Source organism: Mucilaginibacter sp. P4_G9 (genome assembly GCF_056400985.1).
In genome coordinates this window covers 1-19,206 of sequence record NZ_JBFUKF010000066.1, presented here as the reverse complement: position 1 = coordinate 19,206, position 19,206 = coordinate 1, and the positions used below count along the sequence as shown (strand labels likewise).

19 protein-coding genes and 1 pseudogene are annotated in these 19,206 nt (G+C 42.2%); 3 read left to right on the top strand and 17 right to left on the bottom strand.

The features are described 5' to 3' along the window. Nucleotides 1-278: 278 nt before the first annotated feature. The 4 genes from AC1DPZ_RS08605 to AC1DPZ_RS08590 all read right to left on the bottom strand — a co-directional run bounded on the left by AC1DPZ_RS08605 (nucleotide 279) and on the right by AC1DPZ_RS08590 (nucleotide 4,414). Entirely contained in the window at nucleotides 279-1,322 is a 1,044-nt protein-coding gene (locus AC1DPZ_RS08605; protein ID WP_477402575.1) for a DUF4097 family beta strand repeat-containing protein, read from the bottom strand. A gap of 131 nt (nucleotides 1,323-1,453) precedes the next feature. Then, complete coding sequence (locus AC1DPZ_RS08600) at nucleotides 1,454-1,894, bottom strand: c-type cytochrome (RefSeq protein ID WP_477402574.1); 441 nt, start codon at nucleotides 1,892-1,894, stop codon at nucleotides 1,454-1,456. Between the two features lie 3 nt (nucleotides 1,895-1,897). Beyond that, nucleotides 1,898-3,163, bottom strand: a complete 1,266-nt coding sequence (locus tag AC1DPZ_RS08595; protein ID WP_477402573.1) for a PQQ-dependent sugar dehydrogenase — start codon at nucleotides 3,161-3,163, stop codon at nucleotides 1,898-1,900. A gap of 255 nt (nucleotides 3,164-3,418) precedes the next feature. Beyond that, complete coding sequence (locus AC1DPZ_RS08590; protein WP_477402572.1) at nucleotides 3,419-4,414, bottom strand: aldo/keto reductase; 996 nt, start codon at nucleotides 4,412-4,414, stop codon at nucleotides 3,419-3,421. Nucleotides 4,415-4,576: 162 nt separating this feature from the next. On the opposite strand from AC1DPZ_RS08590, the gene AC1DPZ_RS08585 reads away from it, so the two are divergent. Both AC1DPZ_RS08585 and rpiA read left to right on the top strand, forming a co-directional pair. Further along, nucleotides 4,577-4,945, top strand: a complete 369-nt coding sequence (locus AC1DPZ_RS08585) for a winged helix-turn-helix transcriptional regulator (RefSeq protein WP_477402571.1) — start codon at nucleotides 4,577-4,579, stop codon at nucleotides 4,943-4,945. 121 nt (nucleotides 4,946-5,066) lie between these two features. Beyond that, complete coding sequence (gene rpiA, locus AC1DPZ_RS08580; protein WP_477402570.1) at nucleotides 5,067-5,759, top strand: ribose 5-phosphate isomerase A; 693 nt, start codon at nucleotides 5,067-5,069, stop codon at nucleotides 5,757-5,759. A 20-nt stretch (nucleotides 5,760-5,779) separates the two neighbouring features. Here rpiA and AC1DPZ_RS08575 read toward each other — a convergent pair whose 3' ends face one another. The 12 genes from AC1DPZ_RS08575 to ypfJ form a co-directional block, all read right to left on the bottom strand. Next, nucleotides 5,780-6,562: a polysaccharide deacetylase family protein gene (locus tag AC1DPZ_RS08575; protein ID WP_477402569.1), complete on the bottom strand. Its 783-nt coding sequence runs from the start codon at nucleotides 6,560-6,562 to the stop codon at nucleotides 5,780-5,782. After that, entirely contained in the window at nucleotides 6,556-7,599 is a 1,044-nt protein-coding gene (locus AC1DPZ_RS08570; RefSeq protein WP_477402568.1) for a beta-ketoacyl synthase chain length factor, read from the bottom strand. Before AC1DPZ_RS08570 ends, AC1DPZ_RS08575 begins: the two co-directional genes overlap by 7 nt. Nucleotide 7,600: 1 nt before the next feature. Continuing rightward, on the bottom strand, nucleotides 7,601-8,806 hold the full coding sequence (locus AC1DPZ_RS08565; RefSeq protein ID WP_477402567.1) for a beta-ketoacyl-[acyl-carrier-protein] synthase family protein: 1,206 nt from the start codon (nucleotides 8,804-8,806) through the stop codon (nucleotides 7,601-7,603). After that, a complete protein-coding gene (locus AC1DPZ_RS08560; protein WP_477402566.1) occupies nucleotides 8,803-9,459 on the bottom strand; it encodes a hypothetical protein in 657 nt (218 codons plus the stop codon). Before AC1DPZ_RS08560 ends, AC1DPZ_RS08565 begins: the two co-directional genes overlap by 4 nt. A gap of 57 nt (nucleotides 9,460-9,516) precedes the next feature. After that, nucleotides 9,517-10,644 (bottom strand): beta-ketoacyl synthase N-terminal-like domain-containing protein, encoded by a 1,128-nt coding sequence (locus AC1DPZ_RS08555; protein ID WP_477402565.1) that lies wholly within the window; start codon nucleotides 10,642-10,644, stop codon nucleotides 9,517-9,519. 36 nt (nucleotides 10,645-10,680) lie between these two features. Further along, on the bottom strand, nucleotides 10,681-11,559 hold the full coding sequence (locus AC1DPZ_RS08550; protein WP_477402564.1) for an LpxL/LpxP family acyltransferase: 879 nt from the start codon (nucleotides 11,557-11,559) through the stop codon (nucleotides 10,681-10,683). Then, a complete protein-coding gene (locus AC1DPZ_RS08545; protein ID WP_477402563.1) occupies nucleotides 11,560-11,817 on the bottom strand; it encodes an acyl carrier protein in 258 nt (85 codons plus the stop codon). A 597-nt stretch (nucleotides 11,818-12,414) separates the two neighbouring features. Then, on the bottom strand, nucleotides 12,415-12,729 hold the full coding sequence (locus AC1DPZ_RS08540; RefSeq protein ID WP_477402562.1) for a hypothetical protein: 315 nt from the start codon (nucleotides 12,727-12,729) through the stop codon (nucleotides 12,415-12,417). Nucleotides 12,730-12,780: 51 nt separating this feature from the next. After that, on the bottom strand, nucleotides 12,781-15,927 hold the full coding sequence (locus AC1DPZ_RS08535; RefSeq protein WP_477402561.1) for a DEAD/DEAH box helicase: 3,147 nt from the start codon (nucleotides 15,925-15,927) through the stop codon (nucleotides 12,781-12,783). 1 nt (nucleotide 15,928) lies between these two features. Next, on the bottom strand, nucleotides 15,929-16,312 hold the full coding sequence (locus tag AC1DPZ_RS08530) for a (deoxy)nucleoside triphosphate pyrophosphohydrolase (protein ID WP_477402560.1): 384 nt from the start codon (nucleotides 16,310-16,312) through the stop codon (nucleotides 15,929-15,931). A gap of 221 nt (nucleotides 16,313-16,533) precedes the next feature. Continuing rightward, nucleotides 16,534-16,944 (bottom strand): ester cyclase, encoded by a 411-nt coding sequence (locus tag AC1DPZ_RS08525; RefSeq protein ID WP_477402559.1) that lies wholly within the window; start codon nucleotides 16,942-16,944, stop codon nucleotides 16,534-16,536. A 427-nt stretch (nucleotides 16,945-17,371) separates the two neighbouring features. Continuing rightward, nucleotides 17,372-18,238, bottom strand: coding sequence for a KPN_02809 family neutral zinc metallopeptidase (gene ypfJ, locus AC1DPZ_RS08520; protein ID WP_477402558.1), 867 nt, complete (start codon nucleotides 18,236-18,238; stop codon nucleotides 17,372-17,374). 249 nt (nucleotides 18,239-18,487) lie between these two features. Here ypfJ and AC1DPZ_RS08515 point away from each other — a divergent pair, with 249 nt between their 5' ends. Beyond that, nucleotides 18,488-18,781 carry a hypothetical protein gene (locus AC1DPZ_RS08515; RefSeq protein WP_477402557.1) on the top strand — a complete coding sequence of 98 codons (294 nt, stop codon included), beginning with the start codon at nucleotides 18,488-18,490 and terminating at the stop codon, nucleotides 18,779-18,781. Between the two features lie 210 nt (nucleotides 18,782-18,991). On the opposite strand, the pseudogene AC1DPZ_RS08510 reads toward AC1DPZ_RS08515, so the two are convergent. Next, nucleotides 18,992-19,206, bottom strand: a pseudogene (locus tag AC1DPZ_RS08510) (IS110 family transposase); the annotation flags it as partial.

The following is a 19,206-nucleotide window of genomic DNA, read 5'->3' as shown; positions in this document are numbered from 1 at the left end:
AATGATAGTAATCCCTATCAGCATTAAAACATAGCTAAATTTTTTCATGGTATTGCTCCTGTAATATTTTTTAATGATTAAGAAACAAAAATTGCAATAAAATATTATACATGCAATATAAAATAGGATTATTTATTAAGAAAAGCAGCGTATTTATTACTCCTGCAATGAAACAGTTTTATTTAAAAGAACCTAATTTTTATTAATACATTAAAAAACAAAAAGCCCCGGAATCTGTCGATCTGAGGCTTTGGCTATATTGATTTGAATTTGCTTGTTTAATTGAACCTTAAACTAATACTTCCACTGGAGGCATCTGCACTTACGGGTATACCGCCCCCATTTACACTTCCCTTTATATGGTCTTTTTCCCACTGGCCGTTAAAGTTACTTATCCGGGATTGATGCTGGCCGATGGCGTCACCTCTGATATCAAGATCCAACCCTTGTTTTGATGGTAGTTCCAGGTCGATATTGCCAGAGCTTACGTCCAGTTTCAGGTATTTACCTACCTTATTCATTTGCGCATGTAGGCTCCCGGCACTGGTAGAGGCGTTTAAGCTGCAATTCATTTGTTTAAGGTCAATTCCTCCGCCAGATGTACCGGTGATTAATTCGCCTTCAATATTAGTACCATCAACCCCGCCACCGCTGGTGTGCGCGTTGATGGTTCCCTTTAAATTTTCGAGGCGTAATCCGCCGCCACTGGTTTCAAGTCTTATTTTACCGGTGCAGTTTTTTGCAATAATGCCGCCACCGCTGGTTTGAAGGTTAATATTATCGCCCGAATTGGATACAATTATACCGCCACCTGATGTGGTGCCGCGAATAGTTCCGTAAAGCTTGTCAACCTGTAATCCCCCGCCGCTGGTAGTAAAGGTTTCGTTCCCTTTTAAATTATCAAGAATTATGCCCCCGCCGCTGGTTTTAAGATCTGTAGCTGTTTGTGTTGGTACGTATATTTTAAACGAAATACTGATCGATTTTTTCCAGTTAAAATTTTCGTGCTTGTTTTTTGMGATAGCGCGCACTTCATGCCCGGCAACAGCAACACTCAGGTCGTAATCCTCATCCAACCGTTTTTTGATCTCATCTTTTGATAGCTCACGACCGTTATTCCCCCTGATGTAAACTTCAACCCTGGGTGTCTCGCCGCTTCGGCCGCTCACTATAATTCCACCTGCCGATGTGTTTACAATTACGCTATTGATAGCATCGTTTGCCAATGATTTTGTAAGATATGGTGTTCTGTCTTCATTATCCTGTGCTAAAGCAGCCACCGTTTGGCCGGCAAGGAAAAACAATAATAAATACTTTTTCATATGCTTTAAATTGGTTTATATAGAAGACTGCTATACAAGCCAATTCGTTGCAGACAGGGTAAGTTTTATTTTATTTGCGCTATTGGCGATTAGAAAGTTTTTTTAGCTCAAAAACGGGCGCCACCTTGCTGCTAATGGCTTTTAAGTGCCGCTCTTACTTTTGTTACTTCGCCAACCTTTACAGCGCTTGCCTTATTACCAAAACTGCTCCTTACGTATGTGAGCACATCAGCAATTTGCCGATCTTTTAAATCAGCATGAGATGCCATTGTATTTGAATAGGTGTTTCCGTTTATCTCTACATCTTCGTTAAACCCATTTAATACAATTTTTATCAATGCAGCTTTATCCCCCAGCACATAGGTTGTTTTAGTTAAAGGCGGATTCATGTTTTGTACCCCTCCACCATCGGCCATATGGCAGGGCAGGCAAATACTTGTGTATACAATTTTCCCACGCAAAACAGAAGTTGCAGAAGCTGAACGGCGCTGTGGCTTTTTTACCTGTGCCTGCAAAAGAGTTGAGGACAAGGTGAATAACGCCAGTAATAAGCCAACTATTTTAATCTTCATTATTTATTTTTTATAAGTGATTTTGTAAATCGTTCCTTTTGAATCATCGCTTACATATAATGATCCCTCGGGGCCTTGTGCCAGGCCGCATGGGCGGTGTTCAGCTCTGCCGGCAGCTTCCTGTTCCTTAGTGCCCGCAAACCCATCAGCAAATACTTCCCATTGTCCATCGGGCTTCCCATTTTTAAATGGTTGAAAAACCACAAAATATCCGGCCTGGGGCTCGGGCGCCCTGTTCCATGATCCGTGGAATGCTATGAAAGCGCCATTTTTATATTTTTCGGGAAACTGGTTGCCGGTGTAAAACAGCAAACCATTAGGTGCAAGATGACCGGGGTAAGCCGCTACAGGATCTATGTATTTAGCATCTGCTTCCTTTTCGCCGTCGCCCCCATATTCAGGTCCTTGTATTTTTTTATGCTTTACGTCATCGTAATACATGTACGGCCACCCCGCGTCGTCGCCTTCTTTCAGGGCATACATACACTCGGCCGGTAAAATAGCCGATTGATGAACCGTATAAAGCTTAGGAAAAAGGTCATGCAAAGCATCACGGCCATGCTGCATTACAAAAAGCTGGTTGTTCTGCTGGTTCCAATCCAACCCTACAACATTGCGTAAGCCGGTTGCAAAACGTACACCATCACTTTGTTTTTGGTTTAACCGGTCGGCTTTAAACTTCCAGATGCCGCCAGCCGAATCTAAAATCGGGCATCCTTTTTTCTCCGGATCAAGCTCGCTGCAAATATTTGAATAGGCACCTATGTTTACATATAGATTCCCGTTATCATCCAATGCAATTGCCTTAGCTCTGTGTCCCCTTTTAGTAACCAGGTTACCAACTATTTTTTCCGGGTGTTCCGGATCGGTAACTTCGTTGTTGCCGTTTAATTTGTAACGATAAACATCGCGGTCAGAAGATGCGTACAGGTATCCGCTTTTAATACGGATGCCTGTGCCGCTAAAAGAGCCAAAGCTTATTTTTATGTCGGCCTTATCGCCATTATCATGCAATACAACAATACCTTTCCCGTTTTTAAGCCCTCCAAGATGCACATAAATATCTCCCTGTGGGGTAAGAGCAAGGTGCCTGGCATTACCTAAATTATCAGCAATTATGCTGGCATTAAAGTTGGCCGGTAGTTTTAAACCGGCATTCACTGCCCCGCTTTTATGTATTACAGAGCCTTTTTTTTCAACCTTGAATGACTGCAGCATACCGACGGCAGTAATGCAAAGGCAAAAGGCGATAATTATTTTTTTATTCATGACAGATTGAATTTTCAAGGTAAAATTAACTTTTCGCTACATCAGTAAAAAGCCTTCATTAACTAATAAATCGGTTAGTGTAGTGTCAACAGTGTACCGACGCTTGTCTTTTGTCGAAAGTCTTAAGTTCTAAGTCAAAAAAAGAACAAATTCGGCTTATGACTTACCACTTAGTACTGCTGACTTAACAAAGTGTAATAAAGCAATATTAGTTTTACTAAATCTAATTGGCAAAAAATGCGGCTCTATCTTAAATTAAGATACCAGCTCCAGTTGATTAAGGTATCCTGAAATTATTGCCAATTCGTCTTCAGTCAGTTCAGTGTCCAATGCACGGGCGTTTTCAATAGCCTGTTCGCTATTCCTGGCTCCTACCAGGGCAATTGTGATCCCGGGCTGTTGCAAGGTCCATAAAATAACCAACTGACTTAGTTTAATTTGCTTTTCTGCAGCAATTGGCTTTATCAGGTTCAGGAAATCATCCGTTCTCTGTATATTTTCATCTTTAAAAAAAGATACTTCTTTTCTGTGATCCCCGCTGGCAAACTGGTATCCCGGTTTTATTTTACCGGTCAAAAGCCCACGCTCCAATGGGCTATAAGCTAAAATAGATTTTTGATTGCGCAGGCAGTAAGGCACCAATTCATCTTCAATGGCACGTTTAACCATGCTATACGGCACCTGGTTTGATGCAAGGTTGATATACTTTTCGGCTTCGGCCATTTGGGCGGCGTTGTAATTGCAAACCCCGGCATAACGCACTTTTCCCTGTTCAATTAACCTCTCAACGGCTTCCATACTTTCAGAAATTGGGGTAGTTGTATCAGGCCAGTGAATCTGGTACAGGTCTATATAATCTGTACCTAATCTTTTTAAGCTTTCTTCACATTCTTTAATAATACTTTCCTTCCCGGCATACTTGTAAATGTCGATATCATCTCCGTTATTCTTTTTACTATGGAAGGCAAAATCTCCCTTTTTAAGATCCCAGCGCATGCCATATTTTGTTAATAGCTGGAAACTTTCACGAGGTAAGCCTTTGATTGCTTCCCCAACAATATCTTCGCTTGCGCCCTGCCCATAAATGGGGGCTGTATCAATAGAGGTAACACCAAGTGAATACGATGCCCTGATTGCATCAATAGCCTCCTTACGCTCGGTACCTCCCCACATCCATCCACCGGCAGCCCATGCACCAAAAGTTACTTCAGAAAGCCATAGGTCTGTGTTTGCTAACTTGCGGTATTTCATAATTGTTCTTTATTTAAATTATTTTTCATTTTGTGTGTACAATAAAATCATTTAGATTTTCGTACTTAGTAGATATATATATAACAAGATCTCAAAGGAACAATAAATGACGTTTTGTTTCAATATCTTATCAAGTAATTAGCTCCTAATTAAAAAGTTAGCATGTCAGGAAGAAAACTTAGTTCGACCAATTTTTATAATCAATCATTCCTGGAAGAGAAATGTGCGCTAAATGAACTTATCAATTTATTAAGTAAAAGGTGGATGACCGAGGTGCTTTTCAGTATAGAGGAGGGTAACTCGCGTTTTACCGCCTTAAAGGAAGATTTAGAGCACATCAGCGATCATATACTTGCCGACAGGCTAAAGTTTTTGGAACAACATGAGCTCATACACAAAAGCTATATCCCGGCAAATCCTCCAAAAACCGAATATACACTGGCCCCAAAAGGAGCAGAACTTAGCTCGCTGCTGGGCGGCTTATGTGATTTTGCCGAAAATAAAATGCATTTTAGCAATCCCTTGCTGTAAACAGCTAATCGATTTATTAGCGGCCCTGTTTTCTTTCATCATACCCAATAAACTTATTTTTACCGGCAGAATTACTTTAATTGCGGGAGCTTGTTTAATTTAACAAGCTATATTAAAAATCATGACCGATTACAAAGTTGAGGCTGCAAAAGCAGCTATGGAATTTATACAGGCAGGACAAACCATTGGCTTAGGAGCCGGTACAACGGTTTCACACTTAATAAATCTGATATGCCAGAAAAAAGACCTGGCCGACTCGCTTATTTTTACCTCATCATCTTTCAAAACAACAACTGCATTGTTGGACAATGGGTTGAGGGTGCAATCCCCTTCACTATTAAAGCATGTAGATATATATTTTGATGGCTGCGATCAGTTCGACACCGAACTTAATGCCTTAAAAAGTGGAGGCGGGATCCATACCACCGAAAAAATACTTGCTTCAATGGCCGATGAATTTATTTTAATGGGAGATGAAGGGAAGTTTGCGAACAAGCTTGATAATACTTATCCTGTTGTAATTGAAATATTACCACAGGCTTTACAGGTGGTTCTTCACCGGTTGAAATTGGCTTACCCCGGCGTTATTGTAAAATTACGCATGAGTAACCAAAAGGATGGCGCCGTTATATCAGAAAATGGCAATTTGCTGGCTGATATACATTTTGCCACCCTCATAGAGCCAAAAAAAATGAACACACAACTAAAATTAATTCCCGGAGTTGTTGATCATTCGCTGTTTTATAGAATGGCCACCAAATCTATAATTGCAGGAAAACTGGGAATAAGTATAATTACACCTGTTTATTTATAATCAGTAAAAGAAATAAATTGTTACCCCCGGGAGGCATACGCCTGCAGGCCCAGCATTTTATCTACCCGTACAATTTTATACCCCTTTGATTGGGCAAATTCAATAAACCGGGGCAGCATAGTGATGGTGTTTTTACAGGTATCATGAAACAGGAATATAGCTCCCGGCTTGGTTGCAGCACTTACTTTTTCAAGTAACTTATCAGCATCTTTACTCATGGTATCATAGGAGCGTACATTCCAGCCAATAGGGGCATACCCGCCTTTAACTATTGCGTTTTTCAAATTAGGGTTCATTACGCCAAAAGGCGGGCGAAATAGCTTTGGCTTTTTGCCGATAATCCGGTACAGATCACTGTCCATCTGCTGCATCTCTGCTAACATCCGTTTTGCCGGGAACATATCAAACAGCATAGCATGTGTAAAGCTATGGTTACCTATAATGTGGCCTTCGGCATCCAGCTGTTTAATGATCTCTTCATTACCCGCCATCCGGCTACCAATGCAAAAAAAAGCTGCTTCAACATTGGCCTCTTTTAATATCTGTAAAACCTCGGGTGTCCCATCCGCAACCGGGCCATCGTCAAAAGTAATTGCTATTACCTTTTCGGTAGTTTTTGCCGAGCAGTACATCGGCATAAAAAAACCGGAGTTTACAAAATAACAGCCGGAAGCGACAATGAGCGCATAAATAAATATGATGGCAACATACACCAGCCAGCTTATACCATACATTTTATCAGCCCAAATGGTTAAAGCCAGCAGGACAATCAATGCAATATTGGTGTTTTTGAATGTCAGCACGCCGATAGCAACATTAGGGAATGATAGCTGTTTTGGTAGTGGTTGTAAATGAGCGCCTTTTTTACCGGAGCCGTGTGCTCTGTTCCCGGTACGCTATTTGTTTTGATGATTTGGGCAGCATACCATAAAGCAAACGCCGAAGATGTTGGATACTCACCACACAAATGCTTGTAGTTGAAAACTGTGTTTTTATTAAACAGGGTTTCACCTAAATGATTGTACACTGCATCATTTTTAACATCCCCGTTTTTGCCGGTTATGATGACGTCGATATCATCGATACTGATATTTTGTGCCGATAAAAAAGCTGCCACCTGTTGTTCAATTACTGCAAAACTGCCTGGTTTATAAAAGGTAGCTATAGCATCCAGCTTCGCAAGATCATTACCTGAGGCCTCACTCGTGAGCAGGAAAAATGTGGAGCCCTCGCCGGCAATGGTTCCTTTTGAGGTTGATTTGTATAGATCAAGATTGCTAACCGGGCCTTGTTTATACAGGCCAAACCGGCTTAATATCCCATGGCTGATATCCGTAATTTCATCAATACCCCCAACCAGTACATTTTTAGCCCCGCCCTCCTGCAACAGCATTTGCCCATCTAACAGCGAACACTCAAAAGATGAACCGCCGTTTACAAAGGTATTATTATACTCGTGGCAGTGCAGCAGCAGCGCTACCTGCGCACCAATAGTGTTATGGGTTGATTGTATGAACGATGTAGGTGTAAGCAGCTCTTCTTCCCGCTCAACCATTTTGCTCAGGAACACGCCTGTATCTTCCAGGCAGCCATAAGCGGTGCCGGTAATGATGGCATCCGGCGAGGTTAGTCCGGCCTCCTTTAAACAAGCCATCGCCGATGCAACCCCCATTTTAATCACCCTGCTCATGCGGCGGATGAGTTTTGGATCGATGAGCTCTTTGTAATCGGGTGTAATGCAGCTTAAGCGGTTACCCTCATAAGCAACAACCTCGGCCAGGAACGGTACGTTTCCGAATGTTTTTTGGGGCGATATATTTCCTGTTGCACGTATATACATATCAATCCAGCAATTTTGAAAATATCAGTGATGAACAATTACCGCCAAAGCCAAAGGAGTTGGAGAGCACATGTTTTAAATCCGGCTGTTTACTATAGCTGGTTTCGGGTACAAAAGGCAGATCGGCTATTTGGGTTTCAAAGCGCAGGTTTGGATAGATCAATCCCTGCTGAACCGATAAGGCCGAAAATACCGCCTCGATACCTGCGCATGCGCCAAGCGTATGCCCGGTGAACGATTTGGTAGAGCTCATTTTAGGGTAATGCGGCTCAAACAGCCGTTTTATGGCTGTCCCTTCGGAGTTATCATTGTTTTGTGTGCCGGTGCCATGCAGGTTAATGTAGCCGATATCCCGGGGTTTTAAACCGCTCATTTTTAAAGCGCCCTGCATGGCCATAAAGGAGCCCGTTCCGTCGGGCGATGAAGCCGTTTGGTGGTAAGCGTCGTTGGCATTGCAATAGCCGCTTAGGGTTCCGTACAGATCCGTTTGAAGCCTCGCCGCAACCCGTTCAGATACCAAAGTGATATATCCCGCACCCTCCCCAAGGTTCAATCCCCTCCTGTTGGCATCAAAGGGCTGGCAATATTGGTTATCGAGTATCATGAGGGTGTTAAAACCGTTCAGCGTGAAACGGGTAAGAGCATCAGTGCCGCCGGCAATAACCACATCCAGTATATTATTTTTGATAAGCCTTGCGCCATACATAATGGCGTTTGCCGATGATGAGCATGCAGTACTGATGGTGCTTACATAGTTTTTTATCCCCAGCTCATCGGCCACAAGTTCGGTAACCTTGCCGCATTCGTGGTTAACTACGTTCCTTAAGCGGCCGGCTTTGGGGTTAGCCATAAACTGAACAAAAAAGTCTTCGGTTTTATCCATGCCGCCAACGGTATTGGCCGATATAAAGCCTGTACGTAAAGACGCAAAATTTTCAATCCCCGCGTTAGCCAATGCTTCTCTTGCAGCTATTAAACTCAGCATAGCCGTGCGGCTCATACCCGGACCAAAGCCCGATAGCTTCGCCAGTTCATCATTGCTTAGTTTAACCTCGGCAACCGGGAAATCATCTTTGTGAGCAGTTTCCAGGTACCTGATTTTTTCGATACCTGCCTGGCTGTTTTGGAGCGCGCTGAGGCATTCGGCGGTATTGTTGCCAATGCCCGAAATTACGCCTACGCCCGCTACAAAAACAGTTTTACTCATTTTATGCTCCCAATATCTTCGCCGGTTTTTTCTGTATCCGACAGGTAAATTTTGTTTAAGTTTTCTGCAGTAAACGGTACCGATGTATCGTTTTCCCGTTTTTCTACCAGGTACAAAACGGCCTTGTAATCTTCCTTCAGCAGGTCGACCCAGCCGCAGATGCATGCCTGCAATATATTATTATTTAGCAAATATGCTACGTACTGCGCTATAAACGCAGCATCGAAAGTGTCAAAAACAAAGAAAGCGTTCTCGCCCTTAAACTTGTTTTTTATGCTGATCTCGCCGATAACAATATTAGGCAATGTGTAAACAAACAGCGCCGGACTGGCAACAGTTTTAGCCCCTTCATAATATTTAATATCGGCATCCAGGCTGGAGTTGGCATTGCTTAATACAATACCGGTTTCATTTTCCTTATACAGCCCATCGATTGGCTTATTTTTCAATAAAACTTCGGCAGCCAGCAAACCCATTTTTGATAGGTTATCCATTTTGTAAAACTTAGGATACTTTACCTCCAAAAACTGGTAAACCGAAAGCAGAAAAGCAGTAGCGTCCGTTTCCTTGTTTTCAAACAAAGGCTTGCCATTGCTGTAAACAACATTATGGCTGATTACGCAACGAGAAGTGATATGTTGGCTCGCTATCAATATTTGTTGCTATTTATATTTAATTGCTTTCGGCTTTATGCATTTTGCTTTCAGCTTTTATTTAGTAAGTACAATTGCCGCGTTGCATCCCCCAAAACCCGATGCCGTTTTAAGGCAGTTGGTTAAAGTCAAATACTGCAATTCGGCGGCAACATTAATGGGCTGGCTTACCCCCGGTTGACTAAACCCTTTTGTGGGGATAATTACATTTTGTTTTAAAGAGTGGGCGGCTATAATGGTTTCAATAATACCCGATGCACCTAAGGTATGCCCGTAATATCCTTTTAAACTATTAACCGGGATAGCCTGCATCCCCGCCAGGTTTATTGCCTTTGCTTCCATCTCGTCGTTATAAAGGGTTGCGGTGCCGTGGGCCGATATAAAGTCGATAGCATCAGCCTTAACGTCCGCGCTTTTTAAAGCGGCTTCTATCGCGTAAAAAAGTTCTTCGCCGGTTTTGGATGGGCCCGAGATATGGTTGGCATCATTGCTGATAGAACCACCCGCCAGTTTTATACCATCGGCATATCTGAGGTTTGATGACAGGATAACCGTACCCGCGCCTTCGCCTAAGTTAATACCATTGCGCAGGGCATCAAATGGCTTGCAGGGTTCGGGACTTATGGCCTGGAACGATTGAAAGCCCGACAGCACAAACCTCGTGATCACATCGGCGCCTACAACAACAGCGTTTTCATACTGGCCCGTCTGCAGTAAACGCATACCTGTAATGAGCGCCACCAGGCCCGAGATACAGGCATGCGAAACAATTAACGGCTGGTTTACAAAACCCAAACTTTCGGCAACTAATTTTGCCGAAGTGGTGAGCGCAATACGGTGGGTTAGTTCCGGGTCATCGGCAGCGGTTTCCAGCAGGCTGATATTGCCCTTGGTGGTGGAGATGATGAGTACCGTTTTTTTATCGGCACTGTCAATCCCGCTATCTTTTAAAGCATCGGTAACCGAGGCGATAAGCAGTTGCTCAAATTTTGTATAATTATTTTCGCCTGTTATAAACCGGTGGTCGTCATCAAATAAGGCAGCATAGAAAGGCACATCCGACCTGTGGCCACCTGCATGTTGTTTAACGCCCGAAATATTTTGGGTTAGCCTTTCAAAGTTCTCGGCAGCAGTATCGCCAACCGGCGACAGGATATTATCGGCAACAATAAAAACAGGTTTCATCACTTTATTTGAACAGTTCCTCTCATCAACTTGTTTTTATTGCCAAAAGTTATAATAGTTATACCATTGCTCGGGGTACTTTTTCACGTACTTTTCCATCTCTCCTACAAAATCGCCCGTCATTTGCTCCATCCCGGCTTCTTTGCCCAAATGTAAATATTCCTTTATTGTACTGGCATAAAAATGATAATGAAACCTGGTTTCCTTCATGGCAAACACATAGGCTACCGGGACCTTGAATTTAGCCGCCAAAACAAACGGACCCAGGGGGAATTTAGCATCCCGGCCCAGGAAATTTTTGGTGATGGTTTTATTGCCCTCCAGGTACCTGTCGGCATGCATGCATACCAGCTCATTATGCTGAAAAGCTTCGTTTATTTTGAAGATGTGCGAAAGGTCGTTTTTAATCACAATGATGTTAACGCTGTATTTGCCGGTTACCTTTTCCATAAAGGCCTTTATCTGCTGGTCTTCGCCATCGTACATCACAATGTTAATACGGGTATCAATAGTGCTAAGCAGGTTGCCTGCAATTTCCCAGCTGCCTATATGGGCGCTTAACAGCAAACCACCCTTACCCATACCGGCTATTTCATCCAGGTTATGCCTGCCATCAAACTCAAAAGTGAATTTATTGGGGATGCCCGACATTACAACCACCTTATCGATAATGCTTTGGCCAAAAATGTAATAGTTTTGATAAACCTTAAACAAGGCTTTTATGCGCGAATACCCCAGCCGCCGGTGAAAATAGTAATAAATACTTTTTGACGACCGGTACGAAAAAACAACATAGTAAAAGGAAACAAACCTTAAAAGAAAGTAAGCAGGGCCAACACCCGCCAGTTTTAAGATAGCCAGAAAAATGGAATACCCCCAGGGTTTCCCTTTAGATTTTCCTTTCCAGGACGACATTTAAACAAGCTCCTTTGGCTGTACTTTAATGGCTACGTAATCGTAAAAATCCTGGAAGGTAACAATAGCGGCAAAATCCTCGGGCTGTACTTTAAACGAAAAATTGGTTTCAATTACCACCACAAGGTCAATATAGTCCAGGCTATCAAGGCCAAGGGTATCTTTTAAAACCGCGCCGGGGGTAATTGTATCTATATCTACCTCAAATTCTTCAGACAGGAAAGAATTTATTTTCGCAATAATCTCGTCAGTTCGCATGGTATTGTTTAAATTAATTAAGCCGGCAATGGGTTAACACGCAATTCCACATTTAGGAAAAAAATAATAACACCTGATTAATAAAATTAATCCCCGAAAATACAAAATATTAAAAACATTCAGTCATATTTTGTGTATGCGCGCTTTTATTGTTTAAATAATTTACCGTTAAATTAGTATTATCCGAAGGAGGAGGCTGAGGGGCCGGGTGGGTTGGACGTGGATGGTTTGCTTAGCAGGAAGGCCCGAGCCTACTATGTGTACAAAAATAAGTATGCACCGTTAGGTGCTACCTATTTGTAGCAATTTTGAATAAAAACAAGTTTGCTCCGGAGGTGCAACCCCCAATTAACAAGGTAAATAATATTGCTATTGAAGGGGGTAGCCTCTACGAGGCAAAGGTTAATGGGTATACTTTTTCTACAAACAGGTAGCACCTAACGGTGCAGGCTGCACTTTTTTATTTGTGTACACGCGGGTGAGTTAACGCTTAAGGTCTTTCAATTGCGGGCCACGATACGGTCAATTATGACCATTTTACCGACGTTGGCAAAATGGTCTGATATGCTGGAATCGGCGTTTTTACAAGCTTTACCCTCAATAAACCTCTTTCGTGTTTTTTATTAGTTCCATAAACGCCAATAGCTCCATTTTACTGTCCGCTGCCTCATGGGAATGTCTCACATTTTCAAACTCATGCCAGGTGGGGTCAATTTCAGGATCGAAGGTTTCCCGCAGATTGGGCAAATGCCAGTGGTTGTGGTAAAACCAGGTTTGGTCAACCAGTTTGGATTGGATGAGAGTGGAAAGTTCTGCCAGGCTGATATTGTCAGGGTTGGCGAAGATTATCGAGCCATACTTTTTATAGTTACCGGCATCGCGATACAGGTAATTGAATTGGATGTTTGCCATACGGCAATTTAGGGGGATGGTTTGGAGTGGGCAATCGGAGATAAGTGAACTTTAGCCAATAGCCAACTTTCCACTTTCCTTCCAGATGTATGCCGGCATTGGCTCATTTAGTTGCCACTCGATGTTCATAGGCTTTGAACCGCTTGATTTGATGTAATTGGCTTCGCCTAAAAATACGTAGGGCATGGTAAAACCAAACTCATCATCATTCTGCTCGCGGACGAATAACAAAATCCTTTTATTTTGCGTATTGTGATTGATATAGGATATGCCCTTAGCCGATTCTGGCGCTGTGGCATTTTGAGATTGCCAATGAAATAAATATTCGTTGATGGCATAATCATCATATAAGGTAGACGGTGAATATTCCTTCTCCGATTTTTTGAGTGTGACAAATAACGACTCCATATTCAGCTCCTTATTAGCAGCGACACCTTCCCTGTTGGATGATGCTTTATCAAATTTGTGCAGACCGATTGCGACTAATATTTCGCTTCGGTTATATCGACTGTGAACTTTTAACGGTAGCGGAAAATCCAGATCCATATCTTTTTCGATAAAGTCGACTTTCGAAATCAGGTAATTAATCGCCTCCAATAGTTCCGATATCATGACCGGATTTTTCGAAAGCTGTTTGATACTATCTTTTAACAATTTAAACCCTAACTGCGGACCAGCCTTTTGCCAAACATCATAGTGAAACATCAAAAGCATCAGGTTCTGCTCTTCATTTAAAGCACTTATATCAAAATTACTTTCAATTAGGGCACGTAAAAATTTCAGATAGCTGATCGAATTACATCTTAACAGTCTTTTTATACAACCTGTTATTTCGATTTCATTCGGTTCGATGAAATTTTCAATTACTCCAGCTTCAACACAAAGTCTTTTCCAATTATCTTTTTTATAAATCAGTTGGGGTTCGATATGTTGAAACTCAATGAAGTTTTGCAATGTTAATTTTAGCGTTGACTGATGTTTAAAGTTTTGTATTTTAATAATCAGCTGCCGTCTGTTAAAGCCAATTGCAGCCCTAATGTTTCTCAGGATCACTTCTTTGGCTTTCTTTTCTAATACGATGGAACAACCTAAGGGTAAATGTGGAAACTCGTCTTCAATCTCTTTAATTATTGAAGTTTGGGTTTTGCCTACTAAGGCTCTAAACTTGTGTTCAAAGTCGTACTCTGGCCGGGCGTTGCCCACAAAATCCAAAACGGTTAAGCAGTCTTTGTTTGGAGCAAGACGCAGGCCTCGCCCCAATTGTTGTAGAAATATCGTAAGGCTTTCAGTCGGTCGTAAAAATAGCACGGCATCAATCTCTGGTATATCAACACCCTCGTTAAAAATATCACGTACAAACAGGTAATTGATTTCTTTATTGCGCAGCCGTTCCCTGATCTCGGCCCTGTTAACCGAGTTTTCGCTCGTTAAATAATCTGCCTTTAAACCGGCCATATTAAACTTCTCGGCCATGTATCGCGCATGGTCCATACTTACACAAAAGCCCAATGCCCTTACATCGTGTACGTCGGTGAGGTACTTATCGCAATTATTTATAATGTCGTTAAGTCGCCTGTCATCCTCAGTATAAAGCTTTGTTAATTCATTAATTTCATACCTGCCGTTTTTCCAGGATAGTTTTGATAAATCAACATTATCCGATAAGGCAAAGTATTGAAACGGTGATAGCAACTTTCTGTTGAGTGCCTCTGGCAATCGGATTTCGGCAGCAATTACATCGCAAAAATCTTTTAAAATATCTTCACCATCGCTCCGCTCTGGCGTAGCTGTTAAGCCTAACAAAACCTTAGGCGTAAATTGAGCAAGGATAGGGCGATAGCTTGATGCCGCTATATGGTGTACTTCATCAATGATGATAAAATCATAAAAGTTAGGAGATAGCGAAAGTTTACTGATTTGATTGGCCAAGGTTAGCACCGAAGCAAATACAAATTCATAATTGTCGGGTTCTTGCCCATCAACCCAAAGTTCGCCGAAGTTTGCATTTTTTAATACATGCCGAAATGTTTGTTGGGCTTGCTCCAATATTTCTTTACGATGAGCAACAAATAAAAGCCTTGCCCGTGGATTGTTGTTTTTAAAGTCCCGATAATCAAAAGAGGATATTACCGTTTTGCCCGTTCCGGTAGCAGCCACAACCAAATTCTTTAATCGGTTGTGTACAATTCTTTCCGACTGTAATTTTTCTAAAATTTCTTCCTGATAAGGAAACGGTTTTAAATCAAAAAAACTGGTTATGCTTTGCTTATCATATGAACTTTGTTGTTTTAAAGCAGCAGTAAGTTTCTGTTTGTCTTTACCAAACTCATAATGCTCAAAATCTTTATCAACCCAATAGGTTTCAAAGGTCTTTTTAAACTTATCAACAATGTGGTTGATTTCTTTGGATGTTACTTTCAAATTCCACTCCAACCCATTGGTTAAGGCTGATCTTGAAATGTTGGAAGACCCTATATATCCAGTAGTAAATCCTGTATTTCTTAAAAACAAATAGGCCTTGGCGTGCAGGCGTTCATGATCCGAATTATAGGAGACTTTAATTTCTGTGTTTTTTAAATTGGACAGAAACTCAATCGCTTTTACATCTGTTGCACCCATATAGGAGGTGGTAATGATCCTTAACCTTTTTCCACTATTTGTAAACTCTTCTAATTCCTCTTTAAAAATCCTAATACCCGAATATTTGATAAAGGATACCAGCCAGCAAATTTCATCGGATGAAAGAATTTCTTTTTTTATCTCGCTTTCCAACGAAATACCAACATTGTTACCCGTAAATAATTCGCTTTGACTTAGTCTGGTATAAGGCGTGATCTCCTTAATCCGATTATTAAAATCGGCAAAAGGAGCATCCAATTTGGAGAAAACGGCATCTAATATTTTTCCCTCATTATCAATCAGGTTATCCGAAAGGCTGATACCCGGCAATTCATCAATTAATAGTTGAATAATTTTATTGGAAAGTTCAATTTGCTTAAGCGTTTTATCATCGTCCTTAATTTCATTTAAGGCGAATTTTATGGTTTCGGATAAATACAGGCTTAAATACCTTGCAGCTTCTTCCTTATCCAGTTGGGTCCTTTTAATAAAGAAAGATTCAGTGCTCAACAGCCCTAACTTATTAGCAATAAGTTTATTGATCAATTGCTCGTACAGGCCTAATTCAACTGTTGGCATTTTAAAGGTTTAAGTAATGTTTTACAATGGGCACATCAGCATCTGCCCAATCCAAAGCTAACAATTCATTTGTATGCAGCCATCGATATTGAGCATGTTCCTTTAATATTATTTCGCCACTAATATGCTCGCAAATAAAAGGGATGAGTTCAATTGTTATTTTAGGATAGATATGGGTATTAGGTGGTAGGGCTTTTATAATTTTAATTTCAACATGCAGTTCTTCTTTAATTTCCCTGATCAAGCAATCTTCGGGTGTTTCATTGGGTTCTATTTTACCACCGGGAAACTCCCATTTTAAAGGCAGACTCATAACTTGGCTTCGTTGGGCGGCCAGAATGCGGGATTGAAGGTCTATTATAAGAGCGCAGGTTACTTTAATCACTGGTTTTATCTTCTACCTCGAAAAATACGTGTTTACATTGGGCATTTAAACATTCGTTTATGGATAGTTGAAGAATAGTATGCAAAAAGTTGGATACTATATCTGTTCTCGCTCCGCAGATGGGGCAGGTTGTTGGTTGATCGGTAGTGAGGTAGAAATGTGACATCTTCTTAGAAACTATTTCTTGAAATTAAGTAAATCCTCGACATAACAAATGCCAGTTATACTAATTGCTCCTTGCTTATTTTTCCAATCTGCACATTTAGCGTCAAAAAGTCGAAAAAGTTCCAGGCATCTGTAATTTGTTGGTTTACGATGTGGGTTATTGATGTGCCGCAAAATTTAACCGGGGCATTGGTTGGTTTATAATTAGCGGTGAAGGTGCAAATAGTGGTTGCATAGTCGCCGTCAACAAATACCTCGTCGACATTGATATGTATATTATCATAATTTGCATTAAAAAAGCGATACACTTCTTTAAATCCTTCGGAGCCAATAACGGGTTCCTCGCCCAATCCTAATGCGCGGCATTCGGGGTGGAACATTTCGTCGATAAGGTCTTCGTTGCTGTTGTTCCAAACTTCGTTATACCAACGATGCATGAACGCTGTGTTTTCTTCTTTTAACGACATATCGGTTTTAGGTTTTACTATACTAAGATATGATTTTTTAGTAACAAGTAGTTAGTATCAAGTAGCAAGACGAAGGATTTTTGGATGAGGGATTTTTGGACAAAGGACGTTCGGACAAAGGACTTTTGCATGGTTGCTCTGTGTAACATAGAGATTGCTTTGTACCCAGCAATGACGTATTTACAAAAAAACCTTTTGTCATGCTGAACGTAGTGAAGCATCTATTATTCGCCATGTCTCGTCGTCCTGTACAGTATGCGAATAGATCCTTCACTGCGTTCAGGATGACAAATCGCTTTAAAAAGTCATTTTCCCCTCAGAGTGCCCGGATTTTACCAATCATATGACGTTGTGGAGGTGCGCCAATAAATGGAGGCAACACATCAACAATAAACCCGCCATCCCACCAATGACCAATGACCAATGACTAATTAACCAACACAGCATACCTGTCATCCGCAAAGGTATTTCCCTGGTTTACGTCGCCGGTTTCGTAGCCTTTTTTAAACCAGTATACGCGTTGGGCGCTGGTGCCGTGGGTAAAGCTGTCGGGTTCTACACGGCCCTGAGTTTGCTGTTGCAGGCGGTCGTCGCCGATGGCGTTGGCGGCGTTGAGGGCTTCTTCGATGTCGCCGGGGTCGAGCACTTTTTTCATGCTTTGTTCGTAGTGGGCCCATACGCCGGCGTAAAAGTCGGCCTGGAGTTCGAGTTTTACCGAGAGCTTGTTGTATTCGCTTTCGCTCAGGCGGTTGCGGGCGCGGTCGACTTTGGCGGTAACGCCCAGCAGGTTTTGTACATGATGACCCACCTCATGCGCTATTACGTAGGCCTGGGCAAAGTCGCCCGCGGCACCGAAGCGGTTCTTGAGTTCGTCGTAAAAAGAAAGGTCGATATATACCCTGGCATCCTCAGGGCAATAAAACGGACCGCTTGCCGAGCTTGCATTGCCACAGCCCGATTGTACACCATCGCGGAAAAGCCTCAACCGGGGCTTTTCGTAGGTTTTGCCCATATCAGTAAAAAGTTTGGTCCAGATGTCTTCGGTATCGGCCAGCACTACGGCTACAAATTTGCCGGCGCTATCGGTAGGGTGGGTACCGTCTACCTGTTCGGTTTGGGGCTGACTGTTGCTGCCCACCTGGTTAAGCAGCTTGGAGGGATCAACCCCGGTAAAAAAATAAATTGCAGCTGCTATAAGGCCAACAATCCCGCCGCCCACTGCAAAACCGCGACCGCCGCCGCCGCTGCGGCCATCCTCTACGTTATCGCTTTCGCGCCTGCCAAACCATTGCATAGTGTTGCTATTTTGTTTTTATTAACGTTTATTGGGAATGTAATGTTTGAGGGGGGAGGTATCTACGGGAAATGTCCTCTTAAAAGGTTTGTCATCCTGAACGCAGTGAAGGATCTATTCGCAGACTGTACAGGGCGAAGAAGCATGGCGGAGAGCAGATCCTTCACTCCGTTCAGGATGACAAAAAGGTTTTTTTTTAAAAAAGTCATTGAGGCACGAAGCAATCTCTATGCTGTACAGAGTTGCTATTTGTGTGCTAAATTACTTTGTGGTAACGATAACATCGTCCCGCTCATGGCCGCGGGAGGGCCTAGTTACTTTTGTCGCCACAAAAGTAACCAAAAAGGCTGTCAGCAGAAATGCTTCTTTGCGCTCAGGGCCTTTGCCCTGCAAAACGGGCAAAACCTGGGCTGGAATTATTTTGCCCGCGCCCGCCAGGCCCACACACATGCAAAAACTTCCTATGCCCTGCAGCCGCACAGGCCCGCATTGTTTTGCCCGTTTTCGTCCGAAGCTGTTCTGCTGACACTTTGGGGAAAATGAAAGCTTTTGGATTCCTGTTAAATAAGTAAAAAGCCCGTCATTGCGAGGTACGAAGCAATCCCCAACTTACAGAGTAACTCTGCAAATCCGATCTGTATTTCGGGGATTATTAATGCTGTGTTTTTGTTTTTATAGGTATTAATGAGCTCCCTGCGGTCGGTTATCTTCGTCGTACCACCTTATAATGACACATTTACAAGTCGCTCATAATCAAGCTGCTTTTTGTATGATATAACCCAGTTTAGCTGCATTTTTTTGCAGACGTGCGATTATCCTTGCTGTCGTAATAGCCGGATCCTGCTGAACTTTGCTGGCATCATAAGCCTGTTTTTTGAGTACCATGTTGTAAAAGATCACAGCTATTTTTCGGGCGACTGCCTTGATAGCTTTCGCGGAGCCTTTCGTTGCCGCAAGTTTTCTATATT